The sequence below is a fragment of the Ilumatobacter sp. genome (assembly GCF_039969435.1).
Taxonomy (GTDB): Bacteria; Actinomycetota; Acidimicrobiia; order Acidimicrobiales; family Ilumatobacteraceae; genus Ilumatobacter_A.
Genome location: NZ_JBDVNU010000036.1, coordinates 455,730 through 475,907 on the forward strand (window position 1 = coordinate 455,730; position 20,178 = coordinate 475,907).

The 20,178-nt window shown below is 69.1% G+C and carries 17 protein-coding genes; 13 read left to right on the top strand and 4 right to left on the bottom strand.

The genetic code is table 11. The features are described from left to right. Positions 1 to 10 precede the first annotated feature (10 nt). Genes scpB through ABJK40_RS19425 form a run of 8 tightly spaced genes read left to right on the top strand, consistent with a single transcriptional unit; the run spans position 11 to position 7,448 of the window. Positions 11 to 652: an SMC-Scp complex subunit ScpB gene (scpB, locus tag ABJK40_RS19390; RefSeq protein WP_348478198.1), complete on the top strand. Its 642-nt coding sequence runs from the start codon at positions 11 to 13 to the stop codon at positions 650 to 652. Beyond that, positions 645 to 1,433 (top strand): pseudouridine synthase, encoded by a 789-nt coding sequence (locus tag ABJK40_RS19395; protein WP_348478199.1) that lies wholly within the window; start codon positions 645 to 647, stop codon positions 1,431 to 1,433. The genes scpB and ABJK40_RS19395 overlap by 8 nt, the downstream gene beginning before the upstream one ends. Continuing rightward, positions 1,430 to 2,488 carry a prephenate dehydrogenase/arogenate dehydrogenase family protein gene (locus tag ABJK40_RS19400; RefSeq protein ID WP_348478200.1) on the top strand — a complete coding sequence of 353 codons (1,059 nt, stop codon included), beginning with the start codon at positions 1,430 to 1,432 and terminating at the stop codon, positions 2,486 to 2,488. The genes ABJK40_RS19395 and ABJK40_RS19400 overlap by 4 nt, the downstream gene beginning before the upstream one ends. Further along, positions 2,485 to 3,786, top strand: coding sequence for a 3-phosphoshikimate 1-carboxyvinyltransferase (aroA, locus tag ABJK40_RS19405; protein WP_348478201.1), 1,302 nt, complete (start codon positions 2,485 to 2,487; stop codon positions 3,784 to 3,786). Before ABJK40_RS19400 ends, aroA begins: the two co-directional genes overlap by 4 nt. Next, positions 3,783 to 4,394 (top strand): HAD-IB family hydrolase, encoded by a 612-nt coding sequence (locus tag ABJK40_RS19410; RefSeq protein ID WP_348478202.1) that lies wholly within the window; start codon positions 3,783 to 3,785, stop codon positions 4,392 to 4,394. Before aroA ends, ABJK40_RS19410 begins: the two co-directional genes overlap by 4 nt. After that, positions 4,394 to 5,254, top strand: coding sequence for a decaprenyl-phosphate phosphoribosyltransferase (locus ABJK40_RS19415; RefSeq protein ID WP_348478204.1), 861 nt, complete (start codon positions 4,394 to 4,396; stop codon positions 5,252 to 5,254). Before ABJK40_RS19410 ends, ABJK40_RS19415 begins: the two co-directional genes overlap by 1 nt. Beyond that, a complete protein-coding gene (locus tag ABJK40_RS19420; RefSeq protein WP_348478205.1) occupies positions 5,251 to 5,976 on the top strand; it encodes a class I SAM-dependent methyltransferase in 726 nt (241 codons plus the stop codon). The genes ABJK40_RS19415 and ABJK40_RS19420 overlap by 4 nt, the downstream gene beginning before the upstream one ends. Before the next feature lie 17 nt (positions 5,977 to 5,993). Beyond that, on the top strand, positions 5,994 to 7,448 hold the full coding sequence (locus tag ABJK40_RS19425) for a potassium/proton antiporter (protein WP_348478206.1): 1,455 nt from the start codon (positions 5,994 to 5,996) through the stop codon (positions 7,446 to 7,448). A gap of 5 nt (positions 7,449 to 7,453) precedes the next feature. Here the strand turns inward: ABJK40_RS19425 and ABJK40_RS19430 are convergent, their stop codons facing one another. Continuing rightward, complete coding sequence (locus tag ABJK40_RS19430; RefSeq protein ID WP_348478207.1) at positions 7,454 to 8,302, bottom strand: DUF72 domain-containing protein; 849 nt, start codon at positions 8,300 to 8,302, stop codon at positions 7,454 to 7,456. A gap of 41 nt (positions 8,303 to 8,343) precedes the next feature. Here ABJK40_RS19430 and ABJK40_RS19435 point away from each other — a divergent pair, with 41 nt between their 5' ends. After that, positions 8,344 to 9,705 (top strand): FAD-binding oxidoreductase, encoded by a 1,362-nt coding sequence (locus ABJK40_RS19435; RefSeq protein ID WP_348478208.1) that lies wholly within the window; start codon positions 8,344 to 8,346, stop codon positions 9,703 to 9,705. Positions 9,706 to 9,723: 18 nt separating this feature from the next. Beyond that, a complete protein-coding gene (locus ABJK40_RS19440) occupies positions 9,724 to 10,470 on the top strand; it encodes an SDR family NAD(P)-dependent oxidoreductase (RefSeq protein WP_348478209.1) in 747 nt (248 codons plus the stop codon). Between the two features lie 112 nt (positions 10,471 to 10,582). Here ABJK40_RS19440 and ABJK40_RS19445 read toward each other — a convergent pair whose 3' ends face one another. Further along, positions 10,583 to 12,379, bottom strand: coding sequence for a glycosyltransferase family 39 protein (locus tag ABJK40_RS19445; protein ID WP_348478210.1), 1,797 nt, complete (start codon positions 12,377 to 12,379; stop codon positions 10,583 to 10,585). A 52-nt stretch (positions 12,380 to 12,431) separates the two neighbouring features. On the opposite strand from ABJK40_RS19445, the gene ABJK40_RS19450 reads away from it, so the two are divergent. Together ABJK40_RS19450 and ABJK40_RS19455 are read left to right on the top strand one after the other, a co-directional pair. Next, on the top strand, positions 12,432 to 13,586 hold the full coding sequence (locus ABJK40_RS19450; protein ID WP_348510377.1) for a glycosyltransferase family 4 protein: 1,155 nt from the start codon (positions 12,432 to 12,434) through the stop codon (positions 13,584 to 13,586). Positions 13,587 to 13,602: 16 nt separating this feature from the next. Continuing rightward, positions 13,603 to 14,331: a polyprenol monophosphomannose synthase gene (locus tag ABJK40_RS19455; protein ID WP_348478213.1), complete on the top strand. Its 729-nt coding sequence runs from the start codon at positions 13,603 to 13,605 to the stop codon at positions 14,329 to 14,331. A 1-nt stretch (position 14,332) separates the two neighbouring features. On the opposite strand, the gene ABJK40_RS19460 is transcribed toward ABJK40_RS19455, so the two are convergent. Together ABJK40_RS19460 and ABJK40_RS19465 are read right to left on the bottom strand one after the other, a co-directional pair. Next, a complete protein-coding gene (locus tag ABJK40_RS19460) occupies positions 14,333 to 16,255 on the bottom strand; it encodes a hypothetical protein (protein WP_348478214.1) in 1,923 nt (640 codons plus the stop codon). 4 nt (positions 16,256 to 16,259) lie between these two features. Continuing rightward, positions 16,260 to 18,035 (bottom strand): hypothetical protein, encoded by a 1,776-nt coding sequence (locus ABJK40_RS19465; protein ID WP_348510378.1) that lies wholly within the window; start codon positions 18,033 to 18,035, stop codon positions 16,260 to 16,262. 70 nt (positions 18,036 to 18,105) lie between these two features. Here ABJK40_RS19465 and ABJK40_RS19470 point away from each other — a divergent pair, with 70 nt between their 5' ends. Then, positions 18,106 to 20,172 (top strand): acyltransferase, encoded by a 2,067-nt coding sequence (locus tag ABJK40_RS19470; RefSeq protein WP_348478272.1) that lies wholly within the window; start codon positions 18,106 to 18,108, stop codon positions 20,170 to 20,172. The last annotated feature ends 6 nt before the right edge of the window (positions 20,173 to 20,178 follow it).

The following is a 20,178-nucleotide window of genomic DNA, read 5'->3' on the forward strand; positions in this document are numbered from 1 at the left end:
CAGAGGACCCATGACCGACGAGTTCATCGACGACACCGAACGTTCCGCGCGCATCGCCGAGTACAAGCGCGCCATCGAGTCGATCGCTCTCGTCGCCCACGACCCGGTGCCACACGAGTTGCTGGCGCAGTTGTTGGAGCAGCCCACGGCCCTGGTGGAGCAGTGGTGCGACGAACTCGCCGGCGTGTACCGCCAGGAGAACCACGGGTTCCGTCTCGTCCGGGTCGCCGGCGGCATCCGCTACCAGACGGCCGACGACCTCGCACCCTACGTGGAGCGGTTCCTGCTCCACGACCAGCGGGCGCGCCTGTCGGGCGCAGCGCTGGAGACCCTCGCGATCGTGGCCTACAAGCAACCGATCTCGCGGGCGCAGGTCGCAGCGATCCGCGGCGTCGACCCCGACGGCGTGCTGCGCACCCTGCAGGCGCGTGGCTACATCGACGAGGTCGGGCGCGACGACGGTCCGGGTCAGGCGATGCTGTTCGGAACCACCGACTCCTTCCTCGAGAAACTCGGCCTGGAATCGGTCGACGACCTGCCGGCGATCGCCGAGTTCATCCCCGGACCCGATGTGGTCGAGGCACTCGAACACGGCTTGCGCGTCACCCCCGAGATCGACATCACGACCGCCGGGCCACAACAGGATGACTGACCGCGTCCCCGAGCCTCCCCTGTGGGAGCAGATGGCGCAGCGCAGCGCCGAGTTGCCCCAGGGCGAGCGGCTGCAGAAGGTGCTCGCCGCGGTCGGATTCGGCAGCCGACGCACGTGTGAGGACCTGATCTCGCAAGGACGGGTCACGGTCAACGGCGAGGTGGCGATCCTCGGTCGTCGAGTCGATGCCGAGAACGACCTGATCGAGGTCGACGGAGCGCCGATCGGCGTCAAGCCCGGCCTCGTGTACTACGTCCTGAACAAGCCGGCAGGTGTGATCACCACGAGTTCGGACACCCACGATCGCACCACGGTGCTCGATCTCGTCCCGAGTGAGCCACGCGTCTTCTCGATCGGGCGTCTCGACCTCGAGACCGAGGGCCTGCTGCTGATCACCAACGACGGCGAACTGGCCAACCGGATCGCCCATCCGAGCCACGGTGTGGACAAGGAGTACCTGGCCGAGGTCGACGGTGGCGAGGTGTCCGCGGGCAAGCTGCGACAGTTGCGCGACGGCGTCGAACTCGACGACGGGGTCACCGCTCCGGCGAAGGTGTCGCAACCCTCGCCGGGCATCCTCAAGATCACCATCCACGAGGGCAAGAACCGTCAGGTCCGTCGCATGTGCGAGGCGATCGGTCACCCGGTGACGCGTCTCGTGCGGACCAGGATCGGGCCGATGCAGGACCGTTCGCTCGAGCCGGGCGCATGGCGTACGTGGACCATCGACGAACGCAATGCCATGGTCGAGGCGGTCGCCACCACGAAGGGTCCTCGATGACCCGGCGGGCCAACGTGGTCGGACTCGGACTGATCGGTGGATCGCTCGCCGTCGCGCTCGGCGAGCGTGGATGGCACGTGTCGGGATCCGACGATCGCGACGAGGTGGTGGTCCTCGCACGCGAGCGCAACGTGATCGATGCCGTCGGCGTCGACGCCGACGCCGAGATCACGTTCGTCGCCGTGCCCGTTCGGCGCGCGAGCGACGTGGTCGCCGCGGTCCTCACGACCACGACGGGCATCGTCACCGACGTGGGCAGCGTGAAGGCGCCGATCTGTGCGGCGATCACCGATCCCCGCTTCGTCGGCGGACACCCGATGGCGGGAAGCGAGCGTGACGGCCTCGACGGCGCCGATGCCAACCTGTTCGACGGGGCGATCTGGGTCCTCACGCCCGACGACGACGCCGACGACGCCGTGTTCGCCCAGCTCACCGCGATCATCGCCTCGCTCGGTGCCGATGTGGTCGCCGTGGCGCCCGAACGCCACGACGAGATCGTCGCCGTGGTCAGCCATGTTCCGCACCTCACCGCTGCCTCGCTGATGGGACTGGCGGCCGACCGCTCCATCGAGCACGCCACACTGCTGCGCCTGGCGGCGGGTGGCTTCCGTGACATGACGCGCATCGCGAGTGGACGTCCCGACATCTGGCTCGACATCTGCGACGAGAACAACGCTGCGATCGTGGCGACCCTGACCCACCTCATCGACGAACTGATCGAGATGCGCGACGCGGTCGGGGCCAGGGACCGCGAGCGGATCCTCGACCGGCTGACCCGGGCCCGCGAGGCCCGCGCCAACCTGCCGGGTCGGGTGCTGCACCCCGAGAACCTCGCCGAGGTGCGCGTCCCGATCAACGACCGGACGGGGGCCGCCGCCGAGCTGTTCGCACTCGCCGGAGAACTGTCGGTCAACATCGCCAACTTCGAGGTGGTCCACTCGGCGGCCACGAACGGCGGCGTCCTCGTGGTCCTGGTTGACCAGGACCATTCCGAGCTGTTCCGTGGTGGGCTCCTCGCCCGCGGCTTCCGCCCGTCCGTGCAGGCACTGTCGTGAGCGGGGTCCAGGTCGTCCGGCGAGCGAACGGACCCGTGGTCGCCGACGTGGTGGTGCCGCCGTCCAAGAGCATCGCGAACCGTGCGTTGATCTGCGCCGCGCTGTCGGCAGGCGAGTCCGAGATCGTCGGTCTGGCGCCCGGCGACGACACGAACGCCATGATCGACTGCCTGGCGGCGCTGACGATCCCGGTCGGCGTCGCGGAGACCGACGGGGTGCTCGTCGCCACGGTGATCGGAACGGGTGGATCGTTTCCCGTCGGGCCGATCAGACTCGACACCCGCCTCGCCGGGACCACGTCCCGGTTCATCACCGCCGTCGCCGCCCTCGGGCCCGGCCCGTACACGATCGACGGGGAACCCCCGCTGCGCTCGCGCCCGATGGGTCCACTCCACGATTCGCTCCATTCGCTCGGAGCGCGAGTCGAGCCCGCTGATCAGTGGGGGCACCTGCCCGTCACCGTGTCGGGACCGCTCGGTGGAGCCGATGCGATCGTGATGCCCGGCGACGTGTCGAGCCAGTACGTCACCGCCCTCATGCTGATCGCCCCGATGATCCGCGGCGGGCTCTCCCTCGGGTTGTCGACCGCCCTCGTCAGTCGACCGTACGTGGAGATCACGAAGTCGGTGATGGCCGCATTCGGTGCCGACGACGTCACGGTCGGCGAACGCCACATCACGGTGGCCGACGGTGCGTACCGGGCCACCACGTACCGCGTCGAGCCCGATGCGTCGTCGGCGAGCTACCCGCTCGCCGCGGCCGCGATCGTCGGCGGCGCCGTGAGCGTGAGGGGTCTCGGCCGATCATCGATGCAGGGCGACGCCACTTTCTGCGACGTGCTCGAACGGATGGGGTGCATCCTCACGGTCGGAGCGACCGACACGGTCGTGATGCGACGTCGCGACACACCGCTGCGGGGCATCGACATCGACATGTCGGACATCTCCGACCTCGTCCCCACGGTGGCCGTGGTCGCCACCCAGGCCACCACGCCCACCCGGATCACCGGCGTCGGTTTCATCCGGGGCAAGGAGAGCGACCGACTCGGCGACCTCGCGACCGAATTGCGCAAGCTCGGCGCCGACATCGACGTCCAGACCGACGGCCTCACGATCCGACCGACCGACATGCTCCACGGCGCCCGACTCGACACCCACCACGACCACCGGTTGGCGATGTCGTTCGGTGTGCTCGGCCTCGCCGTCGATGGGCTGGAGATCACCGACCCACACGTGGTCTCGAAGAGTTGGCCCGGGTTCTGGGACGCCCTCGACGAGATTCCGGCGCGCACGTCATGACTCAGCTCCCCACGGTGGCGGCGTTCGACGTCGACGGCACGATCACGACGCGGGACTGCGTGGTGCCCTTCATGCGTCGCATCGCCGGAACGCATCGGATCGTGCCACGCCTCGGCGTACGCCCCGACCGACTCGTTCCCGTGATCGCCCGCCGTGACCGCGACCGTCTCAAGGCACTCGCAGCGGCGGCAGCGTTCCGCGGGCGGCGCTACGACGACCTGTGTGCGGCCGGCGCGGCGTTCGCCGAGATGGTCCACGAACGTTGGCTGCGCACCGACACGCTCGAAGTGCTCCAGCGTCACCTGGCCGACGGGGACCGGACGGTGCTCGTGTCCGCGTCGTTCGAGGTGTACCTCCGCCCCCTCGCCGCACTGCTCGGCGTCGACGACGTCCTGGCGACACGCCTCGACGTACGTGACGGCGTCGTCACCGGCGCTCTCGACGGGCCCAACTGTCGAGGTCCGGAGAAGGTCGTCCGCCTCCACGAGTGGCTGGGTGACCGATCGGGCGTGCGCCTCGTCGCCTACGGCGACTCCGCAGGGGACCGCGAGATGCTCGCCGATGCCGACGTGGCCCACTGGGTCACACGTGACGGGAAGGTGGCCTGATGCCTCCGGTGTTGAAGGCCATGCGACCCAAACAGTGGCTGAAGAACGTGCTCGTGTTCGCCGCGCCCGGCGCCGCAGGCGTCCTCGACGACGCCGGTGACCTCGGCCTCACGCTCGTCGCGTTCGTGTCGTTCTGTCTCGCGGCGAGCGGCATCTACCTGTGGAACGACCTCAAGGACGTCGAGGCCGACCGGATCCATCCGACGAAGCGTCACCGTCCCTTTGCGAGCGGCAGTGTGTCGATCCGCACCGGTCGCGCGCTCGGGGTCCTCCTGCCGATCGCCTCCCTCGCCGTCGCTGCCGCGACCGGGCGATGGGAGACCGTCGTCGTGATCGCCGTGTACATCGCACTGACCCTGACCTACACGTTCTGGCTCAAGGAGGTCGCGGTGATCGACCTGCTCGCCATCGCGTCGGGATTCGTCCTGCGCGCCGCCGCCGGTGCCGTCGCCGTCGACGTTCCGATGTCGCGCTGGTTCGTGCTCTGCGTCACGTTCGGTTCGCTGTTCATCGTGGTCGGGAAGCGATATGCGGAGTTGCAGGAGGTCGGGGTCGAAGCGGGGACCCGGGCGACTCTCGACACGTACACGCCGGGGTTCCTGCGGATGCTGCTGTCGGCGAGTCTCGCCGGTGCGCTGCTGAGTTACTGTGTGTGGGCGTTCGAGACGGCCGAAGGAACGGACATCCCGCTCTACGAACTGTCGATCGTGCCGATGATCGCAGCGCTCTTCCGGTACCTCCTGGTACTCGAACGCGGCGAGGGATCGGCGCCCGAAGAAGTGTTCGCCAGCGACCGGGTGTTGCAATTGGCAGGACTGATCTGGATCATCATCTACGGAGTGGCGGTGTACACGGCATGAGCGCAACGAAGACTTTGCAGGAGACGATGGAACTCGTCGCCGACGTGGAAGGTTGGATGAGCCCGGGACAGGGCGCCACCCTGTTCGAGTCGGCGAAGAACTGCCCGGACGACGGACGCATCGTCGAGATCGGCAGCTTCCGCGGCCGCTCGACGATCGTGTTGGCCACGGCGGCCGACCCGTCGGTCGAGATCGTCGCGATCGACCCCCACGCAGGCAACGACCGTGGCCCCCAGGAGATCGAGGGTTTCGCCGACGAGGCGGCCGACGACCACGCGGTGTTCACGGCGAACCTCGCCGCGGCAGGCGTCGCCGAACGGGTGCACCACGTTCGAGAGTTCTCCGAGGCCGCACTCGACGTGGTCACCGGCCCGGTCGACGTGCTCTACGTCGACGGCGCCCACCGGTACGGGCCGGCGCTCGCGGACATCCGGGCCTGGGGTGACCGGGTCGGTGACGGTGGCACGATGTTGATCCACGACTCGTTCTCCTCGATCGGAGTGACGCTGGCGATCATGCGGCACCTGCTCCTCGGTACCCGTTTCCGCTACGTCGGACGGTCGCGCTCGATGACGATCTACCGGGCCGACCTCGGATCCTCACCTGCCGACCGGGCCCGCAACGTCGGTCGTCAGCTCGCACAGCTCCCGTGGTTCGCGAAGAACGTCGGCCTGAAGGTGCTGATCAGCCTCAAGCTGGTCAAGGGCGACTGGCCGTACTGACGCCCTACGCTCCGACGATGAGTTCGGGTTTCGCCGTCGATTCGGGAGTGCTGCTGGTCGGCATCCTGCTCCTGGTCGGTGTCGTCGGGAGCGGTCTGGCCGCCCGGTTCCGGATTCCCAGTCTGCTGCTGTTCCTCGGCCTCGGCATGCTCGTCGCCGACGACGGCCTCGCCCTGGTGCGCTTCAACGACGCCGCCCTCACACAGAACATCGCCACCGTCGCACTCGTCGTCATCCTGTTCGAAGGCGGTCTGGGCACCGACCCCCGAGCATTCAGGTCCGCCGGGATTCCCGCCGGGTTCCTCGCCACGGTCGGCGTGGTGATCACGGCAGGCCTCGTCGCCGGATCCGCGTGGCTGCTGCTCGGTCTCGAGCCGGTCACCGCCCTGCTCCTCGGTTCGGTCGTGGCGTCGACCGACGCCGCTGCCGTGTTCGCCGCCCTGCGCTCCGAGCCCCTCCCGCAACGGACGCAACGACTGCTCCAACTCGAATCGGGGATGAACGACCCGGTGGCCGTACTGCTGACGATCGGGATGGTCGAAGTGTGGCGGGGTGACCCCTCGGCCGCGGACTGGACGGTCTTCCTGGCTGCACAACTCGGCCTCGGTGTCGTCGCCGGGCTCGGCGTCGGGTGGGCGGCACGCCGTCTGATCGCCCTGCTGACGGGGCCTGCGGCGTCGTCGCTCGGCGTCATCACCTTGGCGATCGCCGCGATCTCGTACGGCACCGCAGCCATCTGCGGGGGCTCCGGGTTCCTCGCCGTCTACCTCACCGGTGTCGTCCTCGCCGGCGCCCCTCGTTCGGCGCGTGGTGTCCTGTACTTCCACGAAGGGCTCGCAGCCACGGCGCAGAGTGTGCTGTTCCTCGTCCTCGGTCTGCTCGTCTTCCCCAGCAGGCTGGTCGACAACCTCGCCACCGCGATCCTCGTCGCCGCCGTGCTGATCCTGCTCGCACGTCCGCTCGCCGTCGTGTCGATCCTCGCATGGTCGAAGACGCCGATCCGCGAGATGGCCGTCATCTCGTGGGGTGGGCTGCGCGGCGCGGTTCCCGTCGTGCTCGCGACCATCCCGTTCACCGCCGGCCATCCCGACGGCTCGTTGATCTTCGACATCACGTTCGTCGTCGTCGTCCTGTCCGTCGCGGTCCAGGCGCCGACGGTCGGCGCACTCGCGCGTCGGCTCGGCGTCTCCACCGAGGCGCGTACGAGCGTTCGCCCCGAGATCGTCCCGGTCGATGCGCTGGGCGCCGACCTGGTCGAGATCACCATCCCTGACGGGTCCCCGCTCGATGCGATCGCCTTGCGTGACTCGCCCCCTCCCGGCGGATCCCGCGTGGCGGTGATCCGCCGGGCCGACGACACGATCGTCCCCGACGGCGACACCCGACTGTCCGCCGGCGACGTCCTGCTCGTGATCGCACCGCGCTCCGACGACCTCGACGCGATGGAGCGCTGGACGCACGACGACGTCTGACCGGCTCAGAACATCGACGTCTGGCCGGCGGGTTCGGGAAGTGGTTCGAGGTCGTCGACCTCGTCGGCGACCGCAGCGTGGAACGCCCGGGCCAGGCCGGGGGAGTGGAGGTTCTCGGGCTGGTGGACGAAGACGTACGGCGTGCGCCCGTCGGCGAGCCACTCGACCACCTGCGGCACCCAGGCGAGGAGCCCGGCCATCGTGCCGTCGGGCCGATCCTCGCCGATCACGCGGACGATCGGGTGCGGCCCCGCCACGTCGGTCAGGACGGGCACCGCCGGTTTCGTGCGCTTCTCCTCGATCGCGGCATCGGAGTCCACGGGTCCGGCGTGCAACGGTCGGGTGTCGAGAACGACGCGGGCGATCCCCCGGTCGGTGCACACACGGTCGACCCGCTCGCGGGCCGCGGTGTTCTCGAAGAACCCGAGATGGCGCAGCTCGAGCGCCCACGACCGGTCCGCCGGCAGCCGCCGGAGGAATCCGAGGAGGATCTCGACGTCGTCGGGCCCGAACGACGGCGGGAGTTGGACCTGGACGGGTCCGACGCGGTCCCCGAGCGGCTCGATCACGTCGAGGAACGACCGGACTTCGGTCGCGACGTCGTGGAGTCGCTTGTCGTGGGTGATGAGACGGGGGAGCTTGAACGCGAACCGGAACGTGTCGGGTGACTGCTCCGCCCACTTCTCGACGGTCGCCACCGACGGCTCGGCGTAGAAGGTCGTGTTGCCCTCGACCGCGTTGCACCAGGTGGTGTACAGCGCGAGCTCGGTGCCGGGCTTGGTGCCCGACGGGTAGAAGGGACCCACCCACGGACGGTGCGCCCACATCGGGCACCCCACACGCAACACGCTCATCGCAGCCAGTCCAGCACATGGGCCAGTAGCCTCGGAGCCTCGTGGAGTCCGAACAGCGCGCACTGACCGGTTGGGGCCGGACCGCCCCGTCGGTGGCCACACTCGTGCGGGCGTCGGCCGACGACGTTCGATCGGGTCTCGGCGAACTCGTGGGGGAGCGCGGCCTGATCGCACGCGGACTCGGTCGCTCCTATGGCGATCCCGCCCAGAACGGCGGTGGAACGGTCGTCGAACTCCAGCCCGGCGAGGATCCCATCCGCATCGATTCGTCCACGGGCATCGCTCGCGTCGATGCGGGGGTCAGCCTCGATCGGCTGCTGCGTGAGATCGTACCGCTCGGCTGGTTCGTCCCGGTCACCCCCGGGACGCGATTCGTGACCGTGGGAGGAGCCGTCGCCAGCGACATCCACGGCAAGAACCATCACGCCGACGGTTCGTTCGGCGCTCACTGCACCGAGCTCACGATGCTGCTCGCCGACGGCTCGATCCATTCGGTCACCCCCACGAGCGACCCGGACCTGTGGTGGGCGACCATCGGTGGGATGGGGCTGACGGGCCTGATCCTCGACGTGTCGTTCCAGCTGATCCCGATCGAGACACGACACTGCACGGTCGACACGCAGCGGGTCCCGAACCTGGACGCGCTGATCGAGAAGATGGAGGCCAGCGACCATCTCTACCGCTACACGGTCGCGTGGATCGACCTCGTGGCGACCGGCAGGCACCTCGGACGTTCCGTGCTCTCGATGGGGAACCACGCCACGCTCGACGAACTCCGCGAGGCGAACCCGAAGGCCGCCGTCGACCCGCTCGACTTCGACCCGCCCGTGTTCCCCGACATCCCGCGACAACCGATCAACGTCTGGAGCCGCAACGCCGTCCGCGTCTTCAACGAGCTCTGGTACCGCAAGACCCCCAAGCACCACCACGGGACCGAGTCGCTCACCGGGTTCTTCCATCCGCTGGACATGGCCGGGCAGTGGACCCGCCTCTACGGGCGCCACGGCTTCCTCCAGTACCAGTTCGTGGTTCCGTTCGAGGCGATCGACACCATGCGCACCATCATCACGAAGATCTCCGAGGAGGGCCATGCCAGCTTCCTCGCCGTACTCAAGCGGATGGGCGCCGAGAGCGGCGGCCTGCTGAGCTTCCCGAAGCCGGGCTGGACCCTCACGTACGACCTTCCCGCCGGCGTCGACGGACTCGGGCCGTGGCTCGCCGAACTCGACGAGCTCGTGCTCGGCGTGGGTGGGCGGCACTACCTGGCCAAGGACGCCCTCGCCACGCCCGGCGTCGTCGCCGCGGGGTATCCGCGCCTCGACGAATGGAAGACCATCCGCCGCCGCGTCGATCCGGACGGGGTCTGGGCCAGCGACCAGGCCCGACGACTCGATCTGATCTGAACGGGACCCGACACCAGCATGATGAACGCATTCGATCAACCCCAGACCGTCCTCGTGCTCGGTGGACGCAGCGACATCGCGCACGCGATCGTGCGTGAGCTCGGCTCTGCGTCGCTGACGACCGTCGTGCTCGCTCACCGCGGTGGCGGCGACGTCACGATCGACGGGCTGCCGACCGGCGCGAACGTGGTGTCCGTCGACTTCGACGCCACCGACCACGGTTCGCACGCCGCGTTCGTCGAGGGGATCGCATCGGAACACGGCGACCTCGACGTCGTGATCCAGGCGTTCGGCCAGTTGGGTGGCAGCACCGTCAACACCGAACCGACCGAGGCAGGCGACCTGGTCGACGTCAACGTCGCCGGCGCCGTCAGCTCGGGGTTGGCCGTCGCAACACAGCTGCGCAAGCAGGGTCACGGCGTGCTCGTCGTGCTGTCGAGCGTGGCCGGCGTGCGGACGCGGCCCTCGAACTTCGTCTACGGCGCCACCAAGGCCGGCCAGGACGCCTTCGCGACCGGTCTCGGCCACTCACTCGTCGGCTCCGGTGCCCGCGTGATGACCGTGCGACCAGGATTCGTGCGCTCGGCGATGACCGACGGCCTGGACCCGGCGCCGTTCGCGTGCGACCCCCAGGACGTCGCTGTGGCCGTGGCGGCCGGGCTCCGGTCGAAGAAGTCGGTCGTGTGGGCACCGGGGATCCTGCGGTACGTGTTCGCGATCCTGCGGATCGTCCCCGGCGTCGTCTGGCGCAAACTCGACCGCTGACCCCTCCGCGGTGAGTCTGCGTCGCCCTGGCACCGACCGAGACTCACCGCCCAACCCGCAATCACGGAAGCGGTGAATCTGCGTCGCCCTGGCGCCGACCGAGACTCACCGCTCACCTCGATGTCGACGCGAGTTCCTCGGGGACCGGGATCTGGGGGTAGATGCCCTCGACGTCGGCGCCACTGATGCCACCGCCGCCTTCGCAGCGTTCGAACAGCAGCAACAGATTCGACTCGTACTGGCCGACGAGGCAGAAGTTGTCGGCGACGGCCTGGTTGTGCTCCTGGGACTGGCGCTTCACGGAGGTGTTGGGCTCCAACCAGCCCGACCAGAAGTTGGTGAGCACGACGAAATCGGCCTGCTCGATGTCCTCGGCCAGGCCCGACCCTGCCGCGTCGGCGAGGCCTGGATCCATCTCGATGAAGTACGTGGCCGGATCGAGTTCGTCGAACAGGAAGTAGATCGACACGTCGCTGTAGACGGTGCGGCTGAGGTCGGCGGTGCCGACCACCAGCTTGTCGCCGGGGTCGCTGCGGGCCTCGAGATCCGGGATCATCGCGATCAGCGCATTGGCCACCTCGGGGTTGCCGAACCAGAACTTGCGGCCGTCGCGCTCCACCAGGTACGGAAGCGGGAGGTCTCCCACGGCGACGCGTGTGTTCAGCAGGTAGTAGCGGTACGTGTAGAAGGGGCTGACGACCAGCATCAACGCCAGCACGACGGCCCCGCCGGACAGGACCGACGCTCGGCCGATCGCCGGGATGCGGCGGCTCACGACGTGGGTGATCATCGCCGCGAGCAGCGGCCAGGAGACCATCGCGACCCAGGCGAGATGGGTCGAGTCGGGTCGCTGGAGAGCCTGAGGAAGGATGCCGAGGCCGAACACCCCGGCGATCGCCAACGCATCGATCTGGTCGTTCGAACCGTGGCGGCGACGCAGCAGCCACGCGCCGGCAGGCACGGCGACGGCGATCGCCACCACGGCGAAGAACCAGAAGAACAGCTGATGGTTCGCCGCAGGCGCCGGAAGCGGCCAGGCCGGAGGGAATCCCTCCGCCACGGCCTGGAGAGCGCCGTCGATCTCACCGAACGACGGCGGGCTGGGCAGCTCACGGCCGGGTCGCAGCTCGATCACCGGATCGGTGATGATCCCCTGGATCACCGCGGCCGGTCCGGCGACGACCAGGTGGATCCACATGGGAAGGAGCCCCACCACACCGCCGACGACCACCGGCTTCCACGCGGATCGACGGGTCGCCCACCCGGCGACGAGCAGCATCGCCGAGGCCGCCACCACGATGTCGGGGCGGAACGACATGCCGAACCCGGCCAGCACACCCGCCGCCGCCCACGAGCGCCACGATTCGGTGTGACGGGCACGAATGGCGAACACGGTCGCCCACAGCACCAGTGCCACGGCGCCGTGCCATGCAAGGGCGGCGAGACCGATCGGGGTCATCGTGAGCAGCGAGGCCACCACACCGCAGAGCACGGCCGCCGTGCGACCCCAGGGGCGCGCCAGCACGTAGAGGGCGACGATGATCCCCAGGTTCTGGAGCAACCCGAACGCCCGCTCGGCTTCGAGCGTGTAGCCGAAGATCCAGTACCAGCCCGCCAGGACCTCGAGAGACCCCGGACCGTAGAGATGCAGGAAGTCGACGTTGGGGACCTCGCCCTGTTGCACGAGGCGGGGGAAGACGAGCATGAAGCCCTCTTCCATGGACGAGCCGGGCGCGCGGAGCAGGCCGCGCACCGGAATCAGTGCGAAGGCGAGGACTGCCGCGAGTGCCACGACGCCGCGTCCGGTGATGCGGACGCGGCCACCGAGCACGAACGGCACGACCTCGTCGGAATCGCCCTCGACCTCGTCGGTCCGGGTCTCGGGAGAGGTGTCGTCGACGTCGATCAAGCGTCCCGATGGTAACCAGCCGATGTCGTTCCCACGGCGTATCGTCGGGCCGGTGTCGGGCGACCCGCAGGAACAACTGGAGAGCGACGCTGCGGCACTGATCGCCCACGGCATCCGCCGCGTCCACGTGCTCGCCTGGCGCGACCTCGACGACGACGAGGCGGGGGGTTCGGAGGTGCACGCCGACGAGTGCGAACGGAGATGGGCCGAGGCCGGCCTCGACGTCCTTCACCGCACCTCGGCGGCGATCGGTCGACCCGCCGAGGCGGAGAGGAACGGGTATCGGGTGATCCGGCGGGGGAGCAGGTACTCCGTGTTCCCGCGCACGGTCGGTGCGGAGTTGACGCGCAGGATGGGTCGCTACGACGCACTGGTCGAGGTGATGAACGGCGTTCCGTTCTTCTCGCCCGTGTGGTGTCGTCGGCCGCGGATGCTGTTCCTCCATCACGTCCACGGCCCGATGTGGGACCAGATGCTGCCTGGACCGCTGGCCGCGGCCGGACGGGCCCTCGAGACCCGAATCGTCCCGCCGATCTACCGGCGCGGACTCGCCGCCACGCCGTCCGACGCGACGCGCGACGAACTGATCGAGATCGGCTTCCGGCCCGAACTCGTCACCGCCATCCCCAACGGTACCGACCCCCGCTTCTCGCCTGGCGGCCCCAAGACCGCTCACCCCTCGGTCGTCGCCGTCGCGCGCCTGGCCCCGGTGAAGCGGTTCGGACTCCTGATCGATTCCGTCGCCGCTGCACGGGATCGGGTGCCGGAGTTGCGCCTCACGATCGTGGGGGACGGGCCCGAGCGTGACGCACTGCGGGCCCAGGTCGCCCGACTCGGCGCAACGGAGTGGGTGGAGTTCGCCGGCTCGATCGACCACGACGAACTCGTCGACATCTACCGACGGTCGTGGATCGTGGCGAGTGCCTCCCTCGCCGAAGGGTGGGGACTCAGCCTCACCGAGGCGGCCGGCTGCGGCACACCTGCGGTCGCCACCGACATCCGTGGTCACCGCAGTTCCGTCGTCGACGGCGAAACGGGAGTCCTTGCGTCGGAGCGCGACCTCGGCGTGGCGATCGCCCGGGTCCTGCTCGACCACGACCTGCGTCTGCGGCTCGCGACCGCCGCCGAGGCCCGGGTGCGGACGATGACGTGGGACGCCACCGCCGCAGGTGTGCTCGGCGTCCTGCGTCGCGCCAGCAGGGCCTGAGTAGGCTCGGGCGCTCATGCGTAGCGTGGTCGTGCTTCCGACGTACAACGAAGCGGGCAACATCGATCGATTCCTCCGGACGGTCCGCACGGCGGCACCCGACACCGACGTACTCGTCGTGGACGACGACAGCCCCGACGGGACGGGCCCTCTGGCCGAGTCGCTCGCCGAAGAACTGGGCCGGATCGAGGTACTGAACCGTCCCGGCAAGAGCGGCCTCGGCAGTGCGTACCGGGACGGATTCGCGCGTGTCCTCGAGTCGGGTGAGTACGACGTGGTGGTGTCGATGGACGCCGACATGTCGCACGACCCGCACCGCATCCCGGAGTTCATCGGCCTCGTGGCCGACGGTGCCGACCTGGTGATCGGCTCGCGCTACGTCACCGGTGGCGGCACGACCGACTGGCCGGTGCGGCGCCAGTTGCTGTCCAAGTGGGGCAACATGTACACCCGCACGATCCTGGGGGTTCCGTCACGGGACTGCACCAGCGGCTACCGGGCCTATCGGGCGACATCGCTCGCAGCGATCGACCCGACGTCCACGTCCGCAGAGGGATACGCCTTCCTGACCGAGCTCGTCCGGCGTCTCGCCGCACGCGACTCGGTCATCGTCGAGTCGCCGATCATCTTCCGTGACCGCACGGCGGGGAAGTCGAAGATGTCCGGCAGGATCATCGTCGAGTCGATGCTGCTGGTGACCCGCTGGGGAGTCGGCGACCGATTCCGACGACTTCGTCGGCGCTGACTCAGCGGGCCGAACAGACCTCACCCTCGCCGAAGAGGATGTAGGCCGAGTCGATCCAGATGTCGACACGTCGCTGCTGATCGGGTTCGAACACGTCGAACTCCCGTCGCAGCAGTGCGTCGTACGCGCGGACCGGACTCGTGCCGATCGCCGGCGCCAACTCGTCGGCAGCTGTGCGCACCATCGCCTCGACCGAGGCCGCGTCGTCGTTCGTCAGCAGGCTCGCTTCGGCGACGACGCACGCCGGTCCGTCGTAGGTCCGAGCGGTGAGCCCTTCGAGCTGGAACACCGTCGTCGGCTCGGTGCCATCGGCTCGGCGGGCCTCGCCCAGATGGCGGACCAGCCCTTCGTCGGCGACACGGAACTCGATGTCACGCTCCTGCATCCACATCATCATGGTCGAGCTGTACGGCTCGAACACCCGCAGTGTCGAGGCGTCGTAGAACACCGGATCGTGACCGACGAGCGTGTCGAGTTGGGGTTCGATCCGCCTCATGGTCGCCATGGTCGCGATGTCGGCGGTCGGCCCGGTCGGCTGCGCCAGATACCGGACGTTCCACATGCTGACGGCGACCAGCACGACGCCGATCGCGACACCGAGCGACCGGTCCACGGGCACCGACCGTCGCCAGGCTCCGGCGGCGAGCACCACCAGCGTGAGATGCACGAACGCCATCATCGGCCACGCCCAACGGACGTGGTGAGGCGAGATCCCGACGATGCCGATGGTGAGTCGGCTCATCGCCAGGATCGATCCGAACAGGATGATCGCGGCGAACGCCCCGGCCGATGCGTCGAGACGACGTTCGCTGCGGTGCGCCGCCACGGTGAGACCGATCAACGCCGCAGCGAGACCCAGGACGCCGAGGAGCGCGACGGGGGTCGGCATGAGTCCGGGTAGGTCGAGTGTTCGGCCATCGGGGCCTTCGGAGATCTTCGTGATCTGGACCACCTCGGTGTATCCGGAGCGACCCCAGAACGGTGGGCGAACGGCGAGGTCGCCGACGATCTGGGTGGCGTTGCCCAGACCGAGCGAGAAGTCGCCGCCCGACGCACTGCTCAGCAGCCGCGACATGTTGCCGCGGCCGGGTCCGAAGAACTGCTCCCAGACCGACAGCGACCACAGCACGCCGAGCACACCGACCCCGATGAGTGCCGGTCGGCGCCACCCGGAACTGTCGATCCGGGATCGCTGCCACACCCGCACCACGACCACGCCGAGGACCACGAACACGAACACGTAGGCGTAGGAGATGTGGGTCTGCAGGAGGAGCGATCCGACCGCAGCGGCCAACGGGAGCAACCAGTCGTCGCCCGCAGCGATGCCGACACACAGCACGAGCAGCGCGAGGAACGGGAAGATCAGCGCGCTCGCCTGCCAGATCGAGAAGAGCATCTCGCTCCCCATCGCCCATGCCAGGAGCGCGGCGAAGAGCAGGACCCAGCGTTGCAACGCCCACCCACCGGTGCGGTGCGCGACGGCCGAGATCAGGATCACCATCGCCACGTTGACGGAAGCCACACCGATCGCCGCGGCCGGGCCCGGCGGCAGCAGATGAGCGAACGGCGACACGAGCCAGTCGTACATCGCCCCCGGATTGTTCATGTTCTCGCCGACGCTGAGGCTCGCCGAGGTCCACGCTGCGAGATAGGGGTGGTCGTCGGTCAGGACGTCGCGGGTACGGATGAACAACTGGGCGTTGTCGCCGATGGGGAACCAGTCGTTGCGGATCGCACGGATCACGGCGGTGACGAACGGGACGATCACCACGGCGGTCGCCAGCACCCGGACACTCCGTCGGGGTTCCGCGACGGCGAGATCGTCCTCGGCGGCGCCGGTCCCGTCGGTGCCGGACTCGGTGCGGGACTCCCCGTCCGCGACGGTGGCGGTCGTGGTGGTCGCGGCGGTGGTGGGCGTCGTCATCGGATCAGGAGGTGGAGCCGGCGGGGGCGATGAACACGGCCACCGGAGCGGTGATGACGAGCATGTCGCTCAGGTCGTCGACCACGTCACGCGGGAGGTCGGGATCGAGCGACACGCCGAAGAGGTTGACGTCGACGATGTCCGCGAGATCCGATCTGTCGAGTTCGAGGAGACGGTCGATGACGCGTGCGCGCAGTCGGTCGAACTCGGCGACCTCGGCAGGCGAACGCGGGTCTCCCATGGCCACCTCGACGTACCCCGTGCGGGCCCGCCACTCCTCGATGTACGCACCCGACACGAGGTGGACCTCGGCGTCGTAGGTGCCCTCGGCGAAGACCCGCTGCGGCGTGACCGGCACCCGCCAGGTCGGGTGGACTCCGACCTCGAACCCGCGCCGTTCCAGTTCGTTGACGAGGCCGTAGCCCTGCGCTCCGATGAAGTTCGAGTCCTGCCAGAACACCACGTACCTGCCGTCGACACCGACCGAGTCGCCGACGCTGTCGCGTAGCGCCTGCTCGGTGTCGTCGAGCACCAGCCCCAGCCCCGACGAGAGGTTCTCCTCCGGCACCTGCAACGTCGTTGCGGCGACCAGCGACATCATCGTCGGCACGAGGATCGCCGCACCCACGGCGTACCTCGCCCGCCCGGCGAAACGCTCCACGTCGAACCTCTCGCGCACGACGAGAAGGGCGGCCCACACGATCGAGACCAGCACGAGCAGCGCCGTTCCCCACGCCCAGAGGGTGAGGTAGAACCAGATCTTCCCGAAGATCCTGGTCATCGAGAACCAACCGACCGCGAGCGCCACGGCCACGACCGCATCGAGGTGCATCAGCAGGGCGTGCCGTCGCCGCACGGCCACGACGACCGCGGCGATCCACGCGACGAACACGATCAGGCCACCGATCGGCAGTCCTCCGGTCTGGCCGGACACCTCGAGGAACGCATCGTTGCCGCGGAACATCTCGAACGCCGCGTGCGGCAGGTCGAGGTGGCGCAGGAACACGCCGCTTCCCTGCACATAGCCGATGGTCGACTCGTCGGTGTCGCCGGTGAAGTGGTCGATCAGCATCGAGATGTTGCCCGGTTCCCGACGCAACTGGTCGACCCCGGCGGGGAGCCAGAAGAACGCTGCGGCACCGACCGACGCGAGCAGTGTCGGGACGTCGCGACGGACGGCGAGCGTTGCGATCACGAGCGCACTCATCGAGATCGCGAGCAGCAGGTACGGCACGTGGGTCTGCGCGGCGAGGGTTCCCACGACGACCACGACGAGCGCCATGCGATGATCGCCCGACAGCACCGCCCAGGCGGCGAGCAGGACCACGATCCACAACAGCAGCGGGAAGTACGGGTTCCACGGGTGTGTGAGCACCGACAGGCCGTAGCCCCGGACCGCGACGGCGAGCACACCGGCGACGGCCAGCAGGACCCGGCGACCTCCGATGCGACGGGCGATCCACAGCGACCCGGTGGCGGCGGCCACGTTGAGCAGCGCGCTGCCGAGCTCCATGCCCCACGATCGACCGCCCGAGACGAGGTGGAACGGACGGATCAGCCAGAAGCTCCACGGACCCGGGTGGCTTCCCTGGTCGGGGAAGTCGCCGATGCGTCCCGGGAGCCCGATCAGCGGCGTGTGCCGCCCTCCGACGTCGCGAACGCGCAGTTCGGTCATGGCCAGGTCGAGCGTCGGATACCAGGGCCGGAACGCGAGGAAGATCGCGGCGAGCACGAGCGGCACTGCGACCAGGGCAGACACCGCGAGCAGGGTGAATGGCACGAAAGTGACCGAATCGTCATTCTCGGTGTCATCACCGAGAAGCGGCTCGGAGGCAGTAGCGTCCGTCACAGTGGGGCGAGTCTACGAGGACGGGCTGACGGAGACGAGCGCGCTCACGCGCGTCACGCCGACCACGACGGTTCCCACCTCCCTCGGCTACCAGCCGGCGCTCGACGGTCTGCGCGGACTCGCTGTCGCGCTCGTCGTCGTCTTCCATCTCGACGTCGGCGTCCTGACCGGGGGATACCTCGGTGTGTCGGTCTTCTTCACCCTGTCCGGGTTCCTGATCACCGCACTGCTCCTCGAGCGGTTCCACGGCACGGGCGACCTCGGCCTCGGGGCGTTCTACGTACGGCGGATCAAGCGGCTGGTTCCGGCGAGTGCGGCCACTCTGGTCGTCGTCGCGGCGATCACGGCCGCCGGCGGCTTCGTCGCCACCGAACGGTCGAGCGGAGATCTGGTGGCGGCTGCGCTCAACGTCTTCAACTGGCGTGAGGTCGCGTCGGGACGTGCGTACGCCGACCTCTTCGCCGGGCACAGCCCGATCGCGCACTTCTGGTCGCTCGCCATCGAGGAGCAGTTCTACGTGGTGTGGCCGGTGGTGCTGCTCGCTCTGCTGCGGTGGCGTCGCATCGGGCCGGCGCGGTTGCTCGGCGTCGTCACCGCACTGTTCCTGGCCTCGGCCACGAGCGCACGTCTGGGGTCCGGCAACGTCACCTACTTCGCATCGTGGACGCGGGCGGCCGAGATCCTGGCGGGAGCCTGGCTCGCCGTCTGGCTGAGCCGACCGGCCCGTCTGCCTGCGTGGTGGCGTCACGTGGCCGGTCCTGCGATCGGCCTCGTGGGCGTCCTGAGCCTCGTCACGCCGGCGGCGACGGGGTGGGCGTACAGCGGCGGGTTGCCGATCTTCTCGCTGGTCAGCGTCGCGTTGATCGCAAGTCTGCAGGTGCCCGGGCACGGTCGCCGTGCGCTCTCGAACAGGCCGCTCGTGGCCCTGGGCCGCATCAGCTACGGCGTGTACCTCGTGCACTGGCCGGTGTTCGTGTACCTCGACGAGGCACGCACGGGCTCGTCCGGCTGGAACCTGGCGCTCACCCGGATCGGCGTCACCGCGGTGATCGCGCTGGCGATGTACGTCGTTCTCGAGCGACCGATCCGGAGGTCGGCACGCCCGGCATCGGTGGGAATCGCCGTCGCTGCAGCCATGTGCGCATCGCTCCTGGTCGTCACCACGACCCGGCTCTGGATCGATGCCCCCCGGACGGTCGAGGCGGCGCCCGTCGTCCTGGCTGCACCGGCAGACAACGAGCCCGCCGAGTCCACGTCTCCGGTCGCAACGGTGCCCGACGCCGTCACGCAGCCCACTCCCGCTCCGTCGGCGGACGTCGGTCGTGCCGGGGCCGGAGCGCTGGCGCCGTCGGAGGCAGGTCCGGAGGCGGGTGCGGAGGCCTCCGATGCGGTCGTCTCGACATCGCCGACCGTGCCCGAACAACCGACCACGATCGCCGTGTTCGGCGACAGCGTCCCGGCCTGGATGCTCCGAGACGCCGCGTTCGCCTTCGCCCGTCGTGACGTCGTGCTGGTCAACGGGGCGAACGAGGCGTGCGACGGCGCCGTGGGTCTGCCGGCCGGACGGGACCGCTGGAGGAACGAACTGCCGCTGCCGAGCGACTGTCTGGAGTGGACGGACAGCTATCCGGTCACCCTCGGTTCCTACGAACGCCCGATCGAGATCGGCCTTCTCGTGATCGGTCAGGCTCCCGCCGTCGACCGATACGTCGACGAGCGGTGGACGCATCCCTGCGAGTCGGAATCGTGGTACCTCGACGATGTCCGCAACCGCATCGAGTATCTCCGCTCCCAGGACGTCGAGCCGGTCCTCGCACTTCCGGCCCGGTACGGGAAGGGAGCCGACTTCATCCTGCCCGACGACTACGACGCGCGGATCAGGTGCGTGCGAACGTCACTCGCGGCGCTGGCGTTCGAGCAACAGGTCGACACCGTCGACCTGGACGGCCTGCTGTGCTTCGGCGACGACTGCAACGGTCGCCGGCGACGCGACGGCATCCACGTCGACCCCGAGGTCGCCATCGACGTGCTCAACGAACTCGTCGACCTCACACTCGCCGCTCGCTGACCGACA

Excerpts from the sequence above, each read along its gene's own strand:
- ABJK40_RS19440 (WP_348478209.1), top strand. The coding sequence starts at position 9,724 with ATGATGAACGCATTCGATCAACCCCAGACCGTCCTCGTGCTCGGTGGA.
- ABJK40_RS19415 (WP_348478204.1), top strand. The coding sequence starts at position 4,394 with ATGCCTCCGGTGTTGAAGGCCATGCGACCCAAACAGTGGCTGAAGAAC.
- ABJK40_RS19430 (WP_348478207.1), bottom strand. The coding sequence starts at position 8,302 with ATGAGCGTGTTGCGTGTGGGGTGCCCGATGTGGGCGCACCGTCCGTGG.
- scpB (WP_348478198.1), top strand. The coding sequence starts at position 11 with ATGACCGACGAGTTCATCGACGACACCGAACGTTCCGCGCGCATCGCC.
- ABJK40_RS19420 (WP_348478205.1), top strand. The coding sequence starts at position 5,251 with ATGAGCGCAACGAAGACTTTGCAGGAGACGATGGAACTCGTCGCCGAC.
- ABJK40_RS19410 (WP_348478202.1), top strand. The coding sequence starts at position 3,783 with ATGACTCAGCTCCCCACGGTGGCGGCGTTCGACGTCGACGGCACGATC.
- ABJK40_RS19400 (WP_348478200.1), top strand. The coding sequence starts at position 1,430 with ATGACCCGGCGGGCCAACGTGGTCGGACTCGGACTGATCGGTGGATCG.
- ABJK40_RS19395 (WP_348478199.1), top strand. The coding sequence starts at position 645 with ATGACTGACCGCGTCCCCGAGCCTCCCCTGTGGGAGCAGATGGCGCAG.
- ABJK40_RS19455 (WP_348478213.1), top strand. The coding sequence starts at position 13,603 with ATGCGTAGCGTGGTCGTGCTTCCGACGTACAACGAAGCGGGCAACATC.
- ABJK40_RS19425 (WP_348478206.1), top strand. The coding sequence starts at position 5,994 with ATGAGTTCGGGTTTCGCCGTCGATTCGGGAGTGCTGCTGGTCGGCATC.
- ABJK40_RS19460 (WP_348478214.1), bottom strand. The coding sequence starts at position 16,255 with ATGACGACGCCCACCACCGCCGCGACCACCACGACCGCCACCGTCGCG.